The organism is Rhizobium pantanalense, from assembly GCF_030182525.1.
Lineage (GTDB): Bacteria > Pseudomonadota > Alphaproteobacteria > Rhizobiales > Rhizobiaceae > Rhizobium.
In genome coordinates this window covers 1003949-1019506 of the sequence record NZ_JAQJCH010000001.1, presented here as the reverse complement: position 1 = coordinate 1019506, position 15558 = coordinate 1003949, and the positions used below count along the sequence as shown (strand labels likewise).

Sequence of the window (15558 nt, the reverse complement as noted above, 5' to 3'; positions counted from 1 at the left end):
GGCGCAGGAGAATCGACAAGGTCAGCCGATATATGAGGCCCGGTGGTTTTCCCGTTCCGGGATATCGGCGTCAGCGCCACCGGCAACGAATTCCTCCAGCGACATGTTGTCGAGAATCTCGGCAATCGCGTCACGCACCTCGGTCATCGAGCGCCGAACCTGACAGCGTTCCGGATCGGAACAGTCGTCGCAGGCTTCATAAGCCGTACGGCTGGCGCAACGGATAGGCGCCAACGGGCCGTCCAGGGTACGAATGACATGGCCGATGCGGATTTCCGATGCGGGGCGCGACAGCGAATAACCGCCGCCTGGGCCTTTTTTCGAACGCAACACGCCAGCGTTTCGCAATTCGAGGAGAATGGTATCGAGAAACTTCTTCGGAATATTGTTGCGTAACGCGATATCGTTGATGAACGCGGTTTCACCCGGACCGAGGCGTGCGAGATCCACCAGCGCCTTCAGTCCGTATTTTCCTTTTTTCGTAAGCATCGCCGTCCGCTTTACTGCAAAGTCAATTGTTGAAAACCCGGCATCGCTCGAAAGAGACTCAACGGGCCGATCCTGTCAGCATGGGACTGCGGAAGTAACCCCGCAATCTCTTGGGAACAAGATAGTAACTCACAAATTGTATAGTTTATATGAGTAAATTTAGGCAAATGTATCGTCTAAGCAACGATTTTGCGGCTTTTCTTGGATTTTAGGCGGCACTGCTGTCCAAATATGCCTTCCCGTGCCCACGCCTGTAATCGTCGATCGCGCCGGCCACCTGGTCGGCCACCAGAACGGCATGCTCGACCACCTCGGGCAATCCCATCAATTCGCCGAAGGTTCCGCGCGCAAGCGGTCCAGAGATAAACAAGGAAGGAACCAGCGTACCATCGCCGGCAAGCGCCCGTGATCGCGTATCGCAGGAAAACCCCAGTCGTGCTGGATCCATTGCGAGATATCCGGCCTTCGATAGCTCATCGATCCAGCCCTGCGACTGCAGGATCCCGCGGTGCCCTGGTCCGGTGGTAACCACGACCGCATCGAATTGCCTTTCAAGGGATCGCTCTGAACGGCTGAGTCGTAGGGTGCAGTCGATGACGCCATCGGCAACGCCGACCGCCGCGACCGAAGCCGCCAGTATTTCCAGCCGGCCACTTGCAAGCGCTCCTTCGCTGGCAGCCTCCACCTGCGGCGCGACGCGAAACCGATGCACATCCCAGAACGGCCTCAAATGCCGGACGAGACGCCGCCGCTCCGCGATCGGCAACGCATGCCAGACATGCCCGCCTTGCGCCCTCACCTGATCGATGACGGCATGCCAGCTGCGGCCCTCGCCCTGCGCCTTGCGGATGGCGGTTCGAACACTGCGCAACAACTCGACTGCCGTCTTCGACGGCTGCGTGGCGAAATCGCCGAAAGGTTCCTGCTTGACCGCCGCATGGCCGCGCGAGCGCAGACCGCGTCGGGATATGGCGGTAACCGGCCCCTTGTGCCCCCTGAGCTCAAGCGAAGCAATGACGTCGGCCGAGGTCAAACCGTTGCCGACGATCAGAACGCGATCGTCGGCGCGAATGGCGGCAAGCGCATCCGGTCGCGTCGGATCGGAAATGAAGCGCGGGTGATCGGCAAGCGCATCCTGCAGAACTTGTGGCGGCAAGGGAGACGGATGGCTGGTGGCGATAACCAGAATATCGGCATCCACACGCTGTCCATCAGTACCGGTGACTGTCCAGCGGTCGCCCGTTCTCTGAATACGCTCGACACTTTGCCTGATATGGAGGAGCCGCCCGTTCTCGACGAAAGGACGGATCATGCAATTGACATATTTGCCAAAAACGGAGCGTCGCGGAAAAAAACCGCCATTCACGGCGACCGCCGCATCATCATTGACAAGCGCGTCATTCTCCAGCAGCCAGCGCTGAAAATGTTCGATGTCGTCGGGCAGCAGACTCATTTTCCCCGCCGGTACATTGATGCGGTGGGCAGGATCTTGCGTGTCGTAGGCAAGCCCTGCTCCTAAACGCTCCCTTGGCTCGAATATAAAGAGCTGAGAGCCCCGCGCCGGCTGATTCTGTAGCAAATGGAAGGCAACCGCCGTCCCGGAAACGCCGCCGCCAACTATGACGATAACAGGCAGATCAAGCGCCTGGTGGTCCGAGCCGATGGTCAATAGCCAACTTCCTCCAGATCGATCGCCACGCGAATTCTACATCCGTCGGCAACAGCAATTATCATTGAGATAGAGATATACTCTATAAAATTTGTTGACAACACGATTGCAGCGCGTGCCCCTCTTCTCTGCAACCAACGGCAGTCAATACAGTGCTGATATGCCTTTGCAAACAAGTGGTTATTTGTGCCGCGCACAATATTGTTTTTGCACCGCAAGATGTAAAAAACTTGGCATACATCCGTTCGAGGAACATACTAGCGGTTGTTCTGGTTCGTGTTCTCTGTGGGAGGAGAAACATCATGGAACTATTTCGTCTGCTCACCGCGTTCGACTATACGTTGATGCTCATTCTGGCTGCGATCTTTGTATTTAGCGTCATGGAAGGCGTTCATAAGAAGCACTGACCGCATACGGTCGAAAGCGATGGCCATTGCCGTCAGGCGAACATCTCTGACGTGACTTGAAGCGCGCAGCTGAACCAGCTGGCAAAGCCATCAGTCCGACGTGGTCGGCTCATATGGGCAGTCGCCTATAGCAACGACAGGATCTGCCGATGCAGACAGGTCGCCGCGTGGCTAGCCTCCTCCCGTCGAACCCTCCAATCATCCTGTATTTCCCCCAAATAGGCATCGCGAGCGAGCTGCATGGTCGTTCGGGCTACGTGTTCGGACAAGCGCGGCATGACCCATTCGGCGGCGAGATCCTTGCTGACGAATTCCCCAGTCGCCGCCGTTCTCCACATACGCGCGAGTGTCAGCAGGACATTCCGCTCATCTCCATGCAGATTGGTAAGCAAGGCCGGCAGCGCCTCCCGTATAGCGCGCCGTACGTCTCCAGGCGGAATTTCAACAAGAAGATCATCAAGAGGCGGACCAAATAACGTTAGAGCCTGCTGCCGCGCCTGAGCTAGGACGAGCGTGATGTCCGGATCACAGAGAGGCTCAGGGATTGCGCCGGCCTCGAAGCCGTCGCGCAACCATTCACCATAGACAAACTCGCTACATCCCGGAAAAGGTGGTGCTGAAAGATGATCCTTTAGAAACACCATGAGCTCGATGCAGCGTGATGCACCAGCCCGGACTGGGTGACGACCCGAAGCCGCCAGCAGACGAGCAAGCAGGCGTTTGCGCATGAAATCGGTCATCGGGAGATCGATGATTGCCAAAACATCCACATCGCTTTGCGGACGCAATCCGCCCGCGACCGCCGATCCGTGCAGATAGACGGCCCGCAGGTGGTCGCTGAAAACTTCCTTGGCAATTGCCAAAGCCGCTCGGGCTTCCGCCGGAATTTCCGATGTTGCAGTTCGCATGCAATCTCCGATCGCGATCATCCCGATATAACGATCGAAGAGCCGCTTTTGCAGCCCCAACTCAAGCTCTTCATCTTCGTAATCGTCAAACCAAAAAGCAGCGATCTAACAAGACATCCCAAAGGAGCCGGATCAAAGTCCTTTTGCTTTGAGAGTGAGGTTTCATGATTATACTTGCAAAAATCTAGGCTAAGATTGCAGCGTTGGATTGTGTAATCCGACACGTCTATTCATCGATTTAGGAAAAATGTTCCACAAGCTTCGCGCAAACAATTCCTGGGATATTTCTCGACATCGATAAGACATGAAGCAAAGAGGATATACTTATGAGTTACGACTGGGAGGGCGTAAAGACACGTCGCATGAGAAGGTTGAAATACGGGCTATCCCTATTTCTCTTCACGATGTCGGTAACCGCGCCAACGGCATTTCTGTTGCATCTGCACTGAACCGGGCCTTCTCTTCCGGCAGCGGATCATCAATTCCATTCCCGTTTAGCAGACTCCGGCATCCAGACACCAATCCACGATGGGCGGGAACCAAAGCAAGCCTCTGTTCGTTTCTAAAGGCACTCCCCCTATCAAGGAGAACACCATGGCCGACGTCTCGCTGGACAAGGATATCAACGCTCAGATCAACGAGCTCCGCAGCCAGATCGATAAGCTCTCCACCGAATTGGCAAGGCGCATCGACAGCGCCTCGGATCGTGCCGACGAGGCTCTTTCTTCGGCAAGAGGAAAAGTTGCAAGCATCGCGGACAATGCCCGCTCCGAGGGCCGGAACGTGGTGCAGGCCGCAAGGGAAAATCCGACAGCCACGAGTTCGGTCCTGATCGTGACGGCGCTACTCGGTCTATTTACCGGCCTTCTGCTGGGCAGGCTCTCCGATTGACCGACAGCCTTGACAGCCGAAAACCCTCAGCACGTTGCAAATTGCCTAACGATTTCAAGGAGTTTTTGGTGGGTGATGTAGGGCTCGAACCTACGACCCGCTGATTAAGAGTCAGCTGCTCTACCAACTGAGCTAATCACCCGTACCGCTTGCTGGCGGCGTGATCGGGCATATAAATAGGATCGGTTTGATTGTCCAGCGGCCAGACGAATTTTCTTTGTTTTTTTGTCAAAAAAATTTCAGAGGTGGCCAAAAACGCAATAAAATCAAAGCTCAAGAATTCCTGACGCAACACGCACCGCTTGGCCGCCGATGCGGGCATTGGCGATCAGGCCGCCATCGATGTCCAGGTGAAGATGAATCAGCGACGGCCGCCCCATCTCGATGCCCTGCTCTATGATGACCGGATGATGTCCATCCGGCAGGGCGTCGAACTGATTGATCGCACCGGACAGCGCCGCTACTGCGGCTCCCGTCGCCGGATCCTCGACGATACCCATTCCCACCGGGAACATGCGCGCGTGGAATTTGGCAACGTGATTGACGCCGCCACGACAATAAATGAAGGCTGAGGCAAGCGCGCCGTCGACGAAAGGCACCGTCTTTTCCCAGAGCTGCAAATCGAATTCCAGCCTTTCCGCCGCGCCGACATCATGCACCGGCACCAGAAGGAACGGCACACCGGCACTCCAGATGGAGGGAACATGGTTTTCGAAGCCGATTTCGGTGATCTTCAGGCTGAGCGCATTGGCGATATCGGCCCTGTCGAGCGGCAGAAGAATCTCCTGCGACTTTTTCGGCAGATCGAATTCCGCAAAGCTCGTCTTGTTCTGTCTCAGCTTGATGGCGCAGCGCACCGGCCCGACGCGCTCGTCGAGGACGGAAACGAGATCGAGATCCCCGCCATGATTGGCATGAGCCTTCTCCGCCAAGGCGATCGCCGTGCCGACGGTCGGATGCCCGGCAAAAGGCAGTTCGCGACCAGGCGTGAATATTCGCAGGCTCGCCGTATGCGCGAGATTTTGCGACGGCAGCACGAATACGGTCTCCGAAAGGTTCATCTCCCGGGCGATCGCCTGCATCGCCTCGTCGCTCAACCCCTCGGCATCGAAGATGATCGCGAGCGGATTGCCCGCCAGTTTGCTGTCGGTGAACACATCATAGACACTGTAGCTGCGTGCCAATCCGGCCTCCATCCATGCTTCCAGACTTGAATATTCATAACGGCAAGCGACTCCAGCGCAAGCCCAAGCTATTTGTCGCTGTCGAAGAACCAGGCGAGAATCGGAAGCATCGCAATATTATAGGGATGCGCCGTTGGGTCGGCCGATCGAATAGCGACCACGCCATCGACCTCGTCCTCTTCGGAAACGAGCATATGCGCCTCGATCCGCCGAAGCATCTCCTCGGCCGTCCATGGAAAACGGAAGACACGAAGAAGCGTGATCGAGCGCCTTATATGCATTGCGTGATATCCGGATACCGGAGTGGCATCACGTAGATCGAGACCAGTCTCCTCCAACACCTCACGCCGCATATTGCCTTCGACGTCGGCATGCCCGTCGACGATATCGTTCTCATCCATCGATCCCGAGGCGCAATAGACCTGACCAGGATTTGCGGTATGGGCGGCCATGCGTATCGCGATGATCGCTCCGTCCGACGATACGATGACGGGAAAGGCAAAAAGGTGAAACGCTCCCGGCTGCCGCTGCTTTCGCCACAAGAGAAATGTCGAGAAGGGTGTTACATAGGCCTCCCCCTTCACCGCACCGCCCGTAAGCGACAGCCTGTGCTGAAAGATCATGCGACCGTCATAGAGTGATGGATTGGCGGCAATTTCCCTTGCCCAATTTTCCCGCGCCGCCTCCTGCTCGCGCATGTGAAACGGATGTTCGCCGGGAAACACCGTAAGGTCGATGCTGGAGATGGGGAACACGGTACTTTGCGGCGGCCAGCCGGCCATGTCGTTCTGTTCTGAGAGGGTCATATCAAATCCAATGTCATGACGACGGGGCAATGGTCGGAGGCCTTCGGCCTATCCCAGCCGACGCGCGGATAGCGCTCCACCTCCTGCCCCGGTGGGAAAACAGTGCGGAAAGGCTGGCCCGAGCGGATGATATCGGGCATACGCGTTGCATTGGCGCGTGCCAGCGCCGGAGAAAGCCAGATATAATCGAGCTGGCAAAGCCGCTGCTCCTGCGGTCCGCGGGCGTGGTAAAGCGTCCAGCGGTCAAGCTCGTCGCGCCGCCGCACGACGTTCTCCGCAAAACCATCATGGCTGAAGACATCGAGTGCGCTCCCCTTCTCCTCGCTGCGCGGTTCGAAGCGATAGCCGGTGCGGCGTGTGCCGATGACATCGATCCATTCCTGATAGTCGTTCATATCGCCACAGATGGCGAAGTTCTTCGTCGCCGTGTGGCCGGCGCCGAAACGATCTTCGATGATGCGCCGAACCGCCATCGTCTCGGCCCGGCGGATCGCCATGGTCGCATGACGTCCATCCACGCCTTCACGTGCCGGTCCCATCGATTTCAGATGGATGACATAGAGCGAGAACGGCACGCCACCGATATGGAGATGCAGCTCCAGGCAATCGCGCTTGAAGATCTTGTCCTCCAAATGAAGGCCTTGCTCCGCAAGCTCGTCATTGAAAAGGCCGAAATTGCCATAGGTCACCATGGCGTGACTCTTGATATCGTTCAGGACGATCGGCTGGCCGTCGTGCGTCTCCTCGCGCATCATCACCGCGACATCGATGCCGCGGCTGTCATTGCCTTCGATCAGGAATTTCTGGCGATAGCCGTTGCCGACCATGCGGTAGAGGTACCCGTATTCGAAGGCCTGCAGCGCCGCCATATTGTCGACCTCCTGCAGGCAGATGATGTCGGCATCGGCGTCTGCGATCGCCAGCGCCGTCATCTGCCTAGTGTCGTCGGTCGCCGCAATCACGCGCGCCGCTTCCAGCTGCTGATAGATCTCTTCATTACGGACATCGAAGAGCTGCAGAACGCGATCCTGGCGCAACTGGTTGCGAAAACCGGTGTAATCGAAACGGGTCAGAAGGTTTTCGACATTGAAGGTCGCAAGACGCAGGGACATGAAGCATTCCAGTTTAAGAAAAATGTGAGCCGGCTTATTATGCTCGCATCATCCGGCTTTGGCTGTTACCGTCGATTTGAACTTGCCCATCAGATACGGGCCGGAAAGAACGGGAGCATATTTCGGCTCCTCGCCTTCCTTCAGGCACGACGGCAGGCAGGCGATTTCGGCAAACCAGTTCGGCTGGTGGAAGAAGGCCAGAGACTGGCGGCGCTGCATGCCGCCCTCTTCCGGCGGCGGATTGACGACACGATGCACCGTGGACACCCAGCGATCGTTGGTCCAGAGCGCCATCAGGTCGCCGATGTTGATAACGAAAGCCCCCTCCACCGGGGGCACCGGCGTCCAGTTGCCATCAGGAGCGATGATCTCTAGTCCTTTCGAGCCGGGCTGCGGCAGGAGGATCGTCAGGCTGCCGTAATCGGTATGCGCGCCGGCGCGAAGCTGGCCCGGCTGCGGTGGCACATGCTGTTCGGGATAATTCAGCGCCCTCAGCGCACTGATCGGCGCATCGACGTGAGGATCGAAGAAATGTTCATCGAGGCCGAGAGCGATGGCAAATACGCGCATGATGCGCGCCGCCAGATCCTCCATCGCCCGATAATAAGCCTTCCACGCCTCCACGAATCCATCAGGCCGTTCCGGCCAGATGGTGGCGGCATAGCAGAAGCCGAGCGCGTCCGGATCGCTCATACCCGCAGGAATGGAAAGCGGGCCGCCATTGAAGCTCTCCTTCAGATCCGGCGGCGTGTCCACGTTCCGCGATTTTGCAAGCGCCTCAGTGCCCGGGCCGAGATAGCCGTAGGGGTAACCGGGATAGAGCGTTTTCGCCTTCTGCTTCATCTCAGGCGGTAGATCGAAAAAAGTCTGCGTCTTCTTCCAGACTTCGGCGATCACGGCATCCGCGACACCGTGGTTGGCAATTGCCAGAAAGCCGGTCGAGCGGCATATCCGATCCACCTCCGCACCGAGCCGCTTCTTCTCGTCATGATCGGCGGCTTCGAAAGCGCCGAGATCGAAAATCGGAAAGCTATGATCGGACATGCGCGACTCCCCTTCGTGACGTCGAGCAAATCAAGCATAGGAGGCGACGGGGAACAACCATCTTGTCCCCTACCGATCAAAGCCGCCAGGCGGAGCGGATCACGACCCGATAATCATCGCCCACGGCAACAGCCTCGCGGCTATAGGCGCGCAGCACCTGTCCATCCGGCATCGACAGCCTCAGCGCATAGCGCTCACCCTCATAGAGAACGGAATCGACCTTGCAGGAAATGCCTTGCGTATCGGCAACCACATCCTCGGGGCGCACAAGGATATCCGCGCTCGTCGAGCGGCCTGCCTGATTGTCCCAGATGCCTCGGAAGCACGGCCAGTCGATGCGGCGTGGCCCGGCGTCGGGAAAGGGCAACGATAGAATAGCCCCCTGCCCGACAAGCCCGCCGACCATTTTGCCTTCGGGGCGCGCATAGATTTCCGCCGGCGGCGCCACCTGCAGCAGCCGCCCTTCGGACATGACGGCGACGTCGGTCGCAAGCGCCATCGCCTCGCTCTGGTCGTGCGTGACATAGACCATGGTGGCGCCGGAGCGCTGGTGGAATTCGCGAAAGGTCTCCTCCATCTCCTTTTTCAAATGGCGGTCGAGGTTGGCGAGCGGCTCGTCCAGCAGCACAACATCTGGCGATGTCACCAGGCAGCGAGCCAGCGCCACACGTTGCCTCTGACCGCCGGAGAGATCCGCGGGTCGGCGTTCCGCATAATCGCCAAGGCGCACCGTCGCCAAGGCCTCGCGCACCTTCTCGCGGTAGCGCTCGCCGGAGATGCCGCGTACCTTCAGCGGATAACCGACATTGTCAGCGACGTTCATATGCGGCCAGAGCGCATAGGATTGGAACACCATCGCCATGTTGCGCCGCTCCGGCGGCAGCATATTCACTGCGTCCGCAAGCAGCCGTTCGCCGAGATGAATGGAGCCATCGGTTGGCTGCTCGAAACCGGCGATCATTCGAAGCACGGTCGTCTTGCCGCAGCCCGAGGGACCGAGCAGCGCCAGGAAGCCGCCTTCACGGACATCGAGCGACAACGCATTGACGGCAGCGCGGCCGCCCGTGCCGAAATCCTTGCTGACATGATTGAGGATCAGCTTCGCCAAGGCACCACTCCCTTCGGCAGGCGCTTGGCCATGATTTCCAGAAGCACCATCATGACGACGACCATGGCGATGACGATGACCGACATGGCCGAGGCAAGATCGGCGCTGCCGCCGTCGTCGAGATTGTAGATAACGACGCCGAGCGTCTGCGTGCCGGCCGACCAGAGCAGCGCCGAAACGGTTAGCTCGTTGCAGGCGATGAGGAAGACAAGGATCACCGATGCGCCCGCCGCCGGCGCGATCAGCGGCACGATGATATCGATCAAGCGGCGGAAGAAGCCGGCTCCGGAAAGTCGCGCCGCCTCCTCCAGTGCCGGATCGAGCTGCAGGAAGGCGCTCATGACCGGCTTCAGGCTGACGGCGAAATAGGCGGAGAAATAGGCAAGCAGGATGATCCAGATCGTTCCGTAAAGCGTGACGTTGAGGATCGGCAAGGGTGCTGCGAATACCAGAATGAAGCAGACGGCGATGATGATGCCTGGAAGCGCATAGGGGATCTCGATCATGCCGCTGACGATGCGGCTGAGCGCGTCCTTGCGCCGCGTCAGTGCATAGGCTGAAAGCACTGTCACCAGTAGGAGACCAAGTGCCGTCGTGCCCGCCAGAAACAGCGAATTGGAAAAGGCGGTGCGCGTTATGCTCTGCCGAAACAGAATTTCCGTAAACGCGTTGAGCGACGCCGTCTTGAAGGCGAGCGGCACCCCGTATGCCGGTACTAGCGCGCCTGCGAGCAGAGCCAGAAAGGGAGCGACGAGCATGACGAACAGGATGGCATAGAGCACCGACAACACCAGAAGGCACCAGCGGCCAAGCGAAAATGCGGCCGTCGCGCCCGAAATGCCGATAACGCGGTAGTCACGCCCTTTCAAGGCCCTGCCCTGCACGGCAAGACCGGCAACGGCAATGACGGCGATCATCGACGAGAGCACGGCGATATCGCCGAATGTCCTCGGTCCGAAACTGGAGAACTTCGTGAAGATCAGGGTCGACAAGGTATAGATCGAGGCGGGAATGCCGAGAATCGCCGGAATGCCGAAATTGCCGATGGACGAGACGAAGGCAATCGCAGCGCCTGCAACGACACCGGGCAGTGATAAGGGCAGGATGATATCGCGGAAGACACGCAGACCGGACGCGCCGGAAAGCCTTGCAGCCTCGACCCCATCGCGCGGCAGCGCCATCAGACCGGTACGCAGCGCCAGATAAACCAGCGGTGCATGCTGAACGCCATAAAGCAGCGCGATGCCGCCGACCGAGTAGAGTGGCTGCGGGGAGCCGAGCGGCGGCGCGATATGCAGCGCTTTCAGCAAGGGGCTCGATGGCCCGGACATCTGCACCCAGGCGAGCGCCGTCACCTGCGGCGGGATCATCATCGGCAGCACGAAGAGGAAGCCGAGCATCCGCCTGCCCGGCAGATCCGTCAAAGTCAGCAGGAATGCGAAAAGGCAACCGAGCAAGACGGAAACGATGGTGCCGAGCACGGCCGTTTCGATCGTGTACCAGGCCGAGCGCCAAAGAGCCGGATCGGTAATGAGCTCATAGGTGCCGCCTCTCAGCAGCGCCTCCATGCCGGCAAGCGCCAGCCGCGCCAGCGGCAGGACGCTGAGCAAAAGCACGACGGCAACAACAAAAGGAAACAGCCAGGCCGGCTGGCTGTTTCCTCTACGCACATATGAGTACATTCCAGATCCGGGTCGGATTACTTCGACTTGAAATAGGTGGAGAAGGTCTTCAGGTCCTGATCCGTGTTCTTGAGAGCATCGGCGGCATTCAACGGCAAAACCTTGATGCTGTCACGTGCCGGAAAACCTTCCGGCAGCGGCGTGCCGTTGCGGGCCGGGATATAGCCGAGCTTCAGGAACCCTTCCTGACCCTTTTCAGACAATACATAATCGACGAACTTCTTGGCAGCATCGGCATGCTGCGTGCCCGCGAGAATGCCCACCGGTTCCGTTACGGCGGAAACGCCTTCCTTCGGGAAGACGAACTCAAGCGGGGCGCCCTTGGCCTTTTCACGGATCGGCATGTAGTCGACGATCATGCCATAGGCCTTCTCGCCGGAAGCAACCGACTTGAGCACGGCACCATTACCGCCCGAGGCGATCGCACCGTTGTCGGCAAGGTTCTTGTAGTAATCCCAGCCGAGGCTGCCGACGCCAGCGAGCGTCTGCGCGTGAATGAGAGCGGCGCCCGAGGCAAGCGGGCTCGGCATGGCGACAAGACCCTTGGCTTCGGGCTTGACCAGATCCTGCCAGCTTGCCGGCTTCATCGGGGCCGCGGTGTTGTAGACGATGCCGGTCGTGATCAGCTTGGTCGAATAGTAATAACCGTCGGCATCATAAAGCGACGGGTCGTAGTTCGCGGCTTCCGGCGACTTGTAGGCAAGCAGCTTGCCGGCTTCCTTCAGGCGCTCCAGCGTCACCGTATCGGCGATCAGCAGGACATCGGCAACCGGAGCGCCGGCCTGCATTTCGGCCTGCAGCTTGGCTATGATCTGGGGCGTGCCGTCACGAACCCAATCGACCTTGATGCCAGGATTGGCGGCCATGAAGCCATCGACAGTCGCCTGCGCATCGGCATTGGGCTGGCTGGTATAGAGGACGAGATCGGCAGCATTGGCGCTGCCGGAGAAAAGGGCAATGGCCAACAGGCCGGCAAAGGCGGAAACAAAGGTCTTCATGAAAACGTCCTCGACTAGGTTGTAGGAGGTTGTCTAGACGCAGGGCTTAACATGATTGTGACAGTTGAATTTGAATAGATTTGCCGTTCGTATGATGATTGAATCTTGACCATTCTTCTCTGGCGCTATTTCTTGACGCACGTATTTCAGACGGGATCGAGGAGGACAGATCGATGGAATATCGCCTGCTTGGCCGCTCCGGCCTCAAAGTTTCTACCATCACCATGGGCACCATGACTTTCGGCGGAGTCGGCTGGGCGAAAACCGTCGGCGATCTCAGCGTCAAAGAAGCAAAGAAGCTTGTCGACATGTGTGTGGATGCCGGCGTCAATCTGCTCGATACCGCCGATGTCTATTCGCAAGGCGCGTCAGAGGAGATTCTCGGCGAGATCATCGGTGGCCCGCGCAAGAACGGCGTGCTCATCGCCACCAAGGCGCGCTTCCCGATGGGGCCGGGCGTCAACGATGCCGGCTCGTCCCGCCAGCATCTCATCCAGGCCTGCGAGGCGAGCCTGAAGCGCATGAAGACCGATGTGATCGATCTCTACCAGCTGCATGAGTGGGACGGACAGACGCCGCTGGAAGAGACGATGGAAGCGCTCGACACCTTGGTTCGCCAGGGCAAGGTCCGCTATATCGGCTGCTCGAACTTTTCCGGCTGGCACATCATGAAGGCGCTCGGCGTCAGCGAGCGCGACAAGCGTGAACGCTTCGTCAGCCAGCAGATCCATTACACGCTCGAAGCACGCGACGCGGAAAACGAGCTGATACCTGTTAGTATCGACCAAGGCCTTGGTATTCTCGTCTGGAGTCCGATTGCCGGTGGCCTGCTCTCCGGCAAGCATCGCCGCAATCAAGCGACGCCGGAAGGTACGCGCCAATTCGCCGGCTGGACGGAACCGCCGATCCGCGATGAAAACCGCCTGTGGAATATCGTCGATACGTTGGTGGAAATCGCCGACGGTCGCGGCGTTTCGGCCGCTCAGGTGGCGCTTGCCTGGCTCATCGGCCGCAAGGGCGTGACCTCCATCATCATCGGCGGCCGCACCGAAGCCCAGTTCAAGGATAACCTCGCAAGTGCCGAACTGAAGCTGACGGACGAGGAGCGCAAGCGGCTCGACGACGTCAGCCTGCAGCCCTTGATGTATCCCTATTGGCACCAGCGCAATACGGCCAGCGATCGGCTGAGCGAGGCCGATCTGGCGCTGATCGGCCCACATCTGGCGAAGTAAAAAACGGGAGTGGCGGTTTAAGCCGCCATCGCTCCGATCTCGCCTGCAATCAGCTTACCGAGGCGCGAGATGCCTTCTTCGATCATCTCGTCATTGGCACAGGAGAAGCTGACACGGAAGGTGTTCGCGCCAGAACCGTCGGCGAAGAACGCCTGACCGGGCACGAAGGCGACCTTCGCCGTTTCGAGAGACCGTGCAAGCAGCTTGGCGCCATCCATGCCCTTCGGCAGGGTGATCCAGACGAACATGCCGCCTTGTGGCTTCGTCCAGCTCGTGCCGTCAGGCATGTATTTCGCAAGCGCCGCCAGCATGCAGTCGCGGCGGTGGCTATAGGTCTTGCGGACCTTGGCAACCTGCGCATCAAAACCGCGCTCGGCGACCTGATGGATCGCGATCTGGTTGATGGTCGAGGAATGCAGGTCGGCCGCCTGCTTCATCAAGACGAGCTTGCGGATGACTGGCGCATTAGCGACGATGAAGCCGACGCGAAGGCCGGGCGCTAGCGTCTTGGAAAAGCTGCCGCAATAGATCGTGCGCGTGTCGTTGATGCTGCCCTTGCGCCCGATTTCCAGAGCCAGGATCGGCGCGACCGGCTCGCCATCATAGCGCAGAGACTGATAGGCGGCGTCTTCGATGACAGCGATATCCAGCTCTTCGGCAAGATCGAGCAGCTTCTTGCGGCCGGCCAGATCGACCGTCTCGCCCGTCGGGTTGGCGAAGTCGGCCGAGAGATAGGCGAACTTCACCCGGCCACCCGCCTGCGAAGCCGCAGCGCGATAGGAATCCGGCGTGCGATTGCCGTTCGGCGTCAGTTGATCATAAGTCGGCTCATAGGCGTTGAAAGCCTGCAACGCGCCAAGATAGGTCGGCGCTGTCACAAGCGCCGTATCCTTCGGCGACAGGAAGAGCTTGCCGAGATAATCGAGCCCCTGCTGCGAACCGGAAACGATGAAGACATTTTCCAGCTCACAGGGAATGCCGAGCGCGCCCATCTGGCCAACAAGCCATTCGCGCAGTGGCTTGTAGCCTTCGCTGACCGAATATTGCAGCGCTGCATTCACCGTCGGGCCGGAAAAGATATCGGCATAGGCCTGCTTGAATTCGGCATCCGGAAACAATGCGGGATCGGGAATGCCGCCGGCGAAAGAGATGATATCCGGCCGCTCCAAGAGTTTCAGCAGCTCGCGGATTTCGGAGGCGCGCATGCGGCTCGAGCGCGTCGCAAAGATATTTTCCCAATTCAACATGGGGCTTCCTCGTAATTTTTGGTCTTTATGCCACAAGATCACGCAACAAAAGATAAGTCAATAATGCTGACCTATTTTGTTTGTCATGGTGACAGATATTGTCAGTCTTTCCTGCTAGCAGTGGTGTCTCGAATGAAAAAACGAGTGACAGTCAGCATGAGCACCGACCCGACTTCGTCCTTCTATACCGACAACGCCGCCATCTACGCAGCGCGCGAACGCCGGCTGCCGCGCCAGAGGCTGGATGCCTTTCTGGCCGCCCTGCCCGCAGGCGCAACCATCCTCGAACTGGGTTGCGGCGGTGGCCAGGATGCTGGCTACATGCTCTCGCGCGGCTTCGCCGTTACGCCCACGGATGGCTCCGCCGAACTTGCGAGAGAGGCGGAAAAGCTTCTTGGCAAGCCCGTTCGAGTCATGCGCTTCGAAGCCCTGGATGAGACCGAAATCTTCGACGGCATATGGGCGGAGGCCAGCCTCCTGCATGTTCCAAGATCCGTCCTGCCGAATGTCTTCGATCGCATTCTGCGCGCCCTGAAAACGGGCGGCATCTTTCACGCCAGCTTCAAGGCGGGTGAAGCAGAGGGGCACGACAAGTTCGGACGCTATTATAACTATCCGTCGACCTCATGGCTTCGGGATATGTTGAGCGCTGGCGGATGGAAGAACATCACCATGACCGAAGCCGATGGTAGCGGCTTCGATGGCGAGCCGACAAGATGGCTCTACGTCAAGGCTCGCAAATAGAAAGGCCGGAGCTTTCACCCCGGCCCTCCAATCCGGC

The 15558-nt window shown here is 58.8% G+C and carries 14 protein-coding genes and 1 tRNA gene; 3 read left to right on the top strand and 12 right to left on the bottom strand.

Annotation, left to right across the window (positions count from 1 at the left end; genetic code table 11):
• Positions 1–21: 21 nt before the first annotated feature.
• The 3 genes from PH558_RS04855 to PH558_RS04845 all read right to left on the bottom strand — a co-directional run bounded on the left by PH558_RS04855 (position 22) and on the right by PH558_RS04845 (position 3473).
• Positions 22–489, bottom strand: a complete 468-nt coding sequence (locus PH558_RS04855; RefSeq protein ID WP_285202482.1) for an RrF2 family transcriptional regulator — start codon at positions 487–489, stop codon at positions 22–24.
• A gap of 208 nt (positions 490–697) precedes the next feature.
• Positions 698–2158, bottom strand: coding sequence for an FAD/NAD(P)-binding protein (locus PH558_RS04850; protein WP_285202481.1), 1461 nt, complete (start codon positions 2156–2158; stop codon positions 698–700).
• Positions 2159–2690: 532 nt separating this feature from the next.
• Positions 2691–3473 carry an aminoglycoside adenylyltransferase family protein gene (locus PH558_RS04845; RefSeq protein ID WP_483314129.1) on the bottom strand — a complete coding sequence of 261 codons (783 nt, stop codon included), beginning with the start codon at positions 3471–3473 and terminating at the stop codon, positions 2691–2693.
• 594 nt (positions 3474–4067) lie between these two features.
• Here PH558_RS04845 and PH558_RS04840 point away from each other — a divergent pair.
• Positions 4068–4364: a hypothetical protein gene (locus tag PH558_RS04840; RefSeq protein WP_095435184.1), complete on the top strand. Its 297-nt coding sequence runs from the start codon at positions 4068–4070 to the stop codon at positions 4362–4364.
• A gap of 66 nt (positions 4365–4430) precedes the next feature.
• Here PH558_RS04840 and PH558_RS04835 read toward each other — a convergent pair.
• From PH558_RS04835 to PH558_RS04800, 8 genes are all read right to left on the bottom strand, one after another.
• A tRNA-Lys gene (locus tag PH558_RS04835) sits at positions 4431–4506 on the bottom strand.
• 124 nt (positions 4507–4630) lie between these two features.
• Positions 4631–5548: a PhzF family phenazine biosynthesis protein gene (locus PH558_RS04830; protein ID WP_285202479.1), complete on the bottom strand. Its 918-nt coding sequence runs from the start codon at positions 5546–5548 to the stop codon at positions 4631–4633.
• 68 nt (positions 5549–5616) lie between these two features.
• Positions 5617–6354, bottom strand: coding sequence for an NUDIX hydrolase (locus tag PH558_RS04825; protein WP_095435186.1), 738 nt, complete (start codon positions 6352–6354; stop codon positions 5617–5619).
• A complete protein-coding gene (locus tag PH558_RS04820; protein WP_285202478.1) occupies positions 6351–7466 on the bottom strand; it encodes an endonuclease/exonuclease/phosphatase family protein in 1116 nt (371 codons plus the stop codon). The genes PH558_RS04825 and PH558_RS04820 overlap by 4 nt, the downstream gene beginning before the upstream one ends.
• Positions 7467–7514: 48 nt before the next feature.
• Positions 7515–8510: an isopenicillin N synthase family dioxygenase gene (locus PH558_RS04815; protein WP_285202477.1), complete on the bottom strand. Its 996-nt coding sequence runs from the start codon at positions 8508–8510 to the stop codon at positions 7515–7517.
• Between the two features lie 76 nt (positions 8511–8586).
• Complete coding sequence (locus PH558_RS04810) at positions 8587–9618, bottom strand: ABC transporter ATP-binding protein (protein WP_285202476.1); 1032 nt, start codon at positions 9616–9618, stop codon at positions 8587–8589.
• Positions 9606–11300 carry an ABC transporter permease gene (locus PH558_RS04805; protein WP_285202475.1) on the bottom strand — a complete coding sequence of 565 codons (1695 nt, stop codon included), beginning with the start codon at positions 11298–11300 and terminating at the stop codon, positions 9606–9608. Before PH558_RS04805 ends, PH558_RS04810 begins: the two co-directional genes overlap by 13 nt.
• A 17-nt stretch (positions 11301–11317) precedes the next feature.
• The gene (locus tag PH558_RS04800; RefSeq protein ID WP_285202474.1) at positions 11318–12298 is read right to left on the bottom strand and encodes an ABC transporter substrate-binding protein; all 981 of its coding nucleotides are present in this window, start codon (positions 12296–12298) and stop codon (positions 11318–11320) included.
• A 173-nt stretch (positions 12299–12471) separates the two neighbouring features.
• Between PH558_RS04800 and PH558_RS04795 the strand changes: the two genes are divergently transcribed.
• Positions 12472–13530, top strand: coding sequence for an aldo/keto reductase (locus tag PH558_RS04795; RefSeq protein ID WP_285202473.1), 1059 nt, complete (start codon positions 12472–12474; stop codon positions 13528–13530).
• Between the two features lie 17 nt (positions 13531–13547).
• Here PH558_RS04795 and PH558_RS04790 read toward each other — a convergent pair whose 3' ends face one another.
• Positions 13548–14777, bottom strand: coding sequence for an aminotransferase-like domain-containing protein (locus PH558_RS04790; RefSeq protein WP_095435193.1), 1230 nt, complete (start codon positions 14775–14777; stop codon positions 13548–13550).
• A gap of 156 nt (positions 14778–14933) precedes the next feature.
• Here PH558_RS04790 and PH558_RS04785 point away from each other — a divergent pair, with 156 nt between their 5' ends.
• A complete protein-coding gene (locus PH558_RS04785) occupies positions 14934–15521 on the top strand; it encodes a class I SAM-dependent methyltransferase (protein WP_095435194.1) in 588 nt (195 codons plus the stop codon).
• Positions 15522–15558: the final 37 nt, after the last annotated feature.

What these genes read in the sequence shown, in the direction of transcription:
- PH558_RS04855 (WP_285202482.1), bottom strand. Translation starts at nt 489, where the DNA reads ATGCTTACGAAAAAAGGAAAATACGGACTGAAGGCGCTGGTGGATCTC.
- PH558_RS04845 (WP_483314129.1), bottom strand. Translation starts at nt 3,473, where the DNA reads ATGCGAACTGCAACATCGGAAATTCCGGCGGAAGCCCGAGCGGCTTTG.
- PH558_RS04840 (WP_095435184.1), top strand. Translation starts at nt 4,068, where the DNA reads ATGGCCGACGTCTCGCTGGACAAGGATATCAACGCTCAGATCAACGAG.
- PH558_RS04825 (WP_095435186.1), bottom strand. Translation starts at nt 6,354, where the DNA reads ATGACCCTCTCAGAACAGAACGACATGGCCGGCTGGCCGCCGCAAAGT.
- PH558_RS04820 (WP_285202478.1), bottom strand. Translation starts at nt 7,466, where the DNA reads ATGTCCCTGCGTCTTGCGACCTTCAATGTCGAAAACCTTCTGACCCGT.
- PH558_RS04815 (WP_285202477.1), bottom strand. Translation starts at nt 8,510, where the DNA reads ATGTCCGATCATAGCTTTCCGATTTTCGATCTCGGCGCTTTCGAAGCC.
- PH558_RS04805 (WP_285202475.1), bottom strand. Translation starts at nt 11,300, where the DNA reads ATGTACTCATATGTGCGTAGAGGAAACAGCCAGCCGGCCTGGCTGTTT.
- PH558_RS04800 (WP_285202474.1), bottom strand. Translation starts at nt 12,298, where the DNA reads ATGAAGACCTTTGTTTCCGCCTTTGCCGGCCTGTTGGCCATTGCCCTT.
- PH558_RS04795 (WP_285202473.1), top strand. Translation starts at nt 12,472, where the DNA reads ATGGAATATCGCCTGCTTGGCCGCTCCGGCCTCAAAGTTTCTACCATC.
- PH558_RS04790 (WP_095435193.1), bottom strand. Translation starts at nt 14,777, where the DNA reads ATGTTGAATTGGGAAAATATCTTTGCGACGCGCTCGAGCCGCATGCGC.
- PH558_RS04785 (WP_095435194.1), top strand. Translation starts at nt 14,934, where the DNA reads ATGAGCACCGACCCGACTTCGTCCTTCTATACCGACAACGCCGCCATC.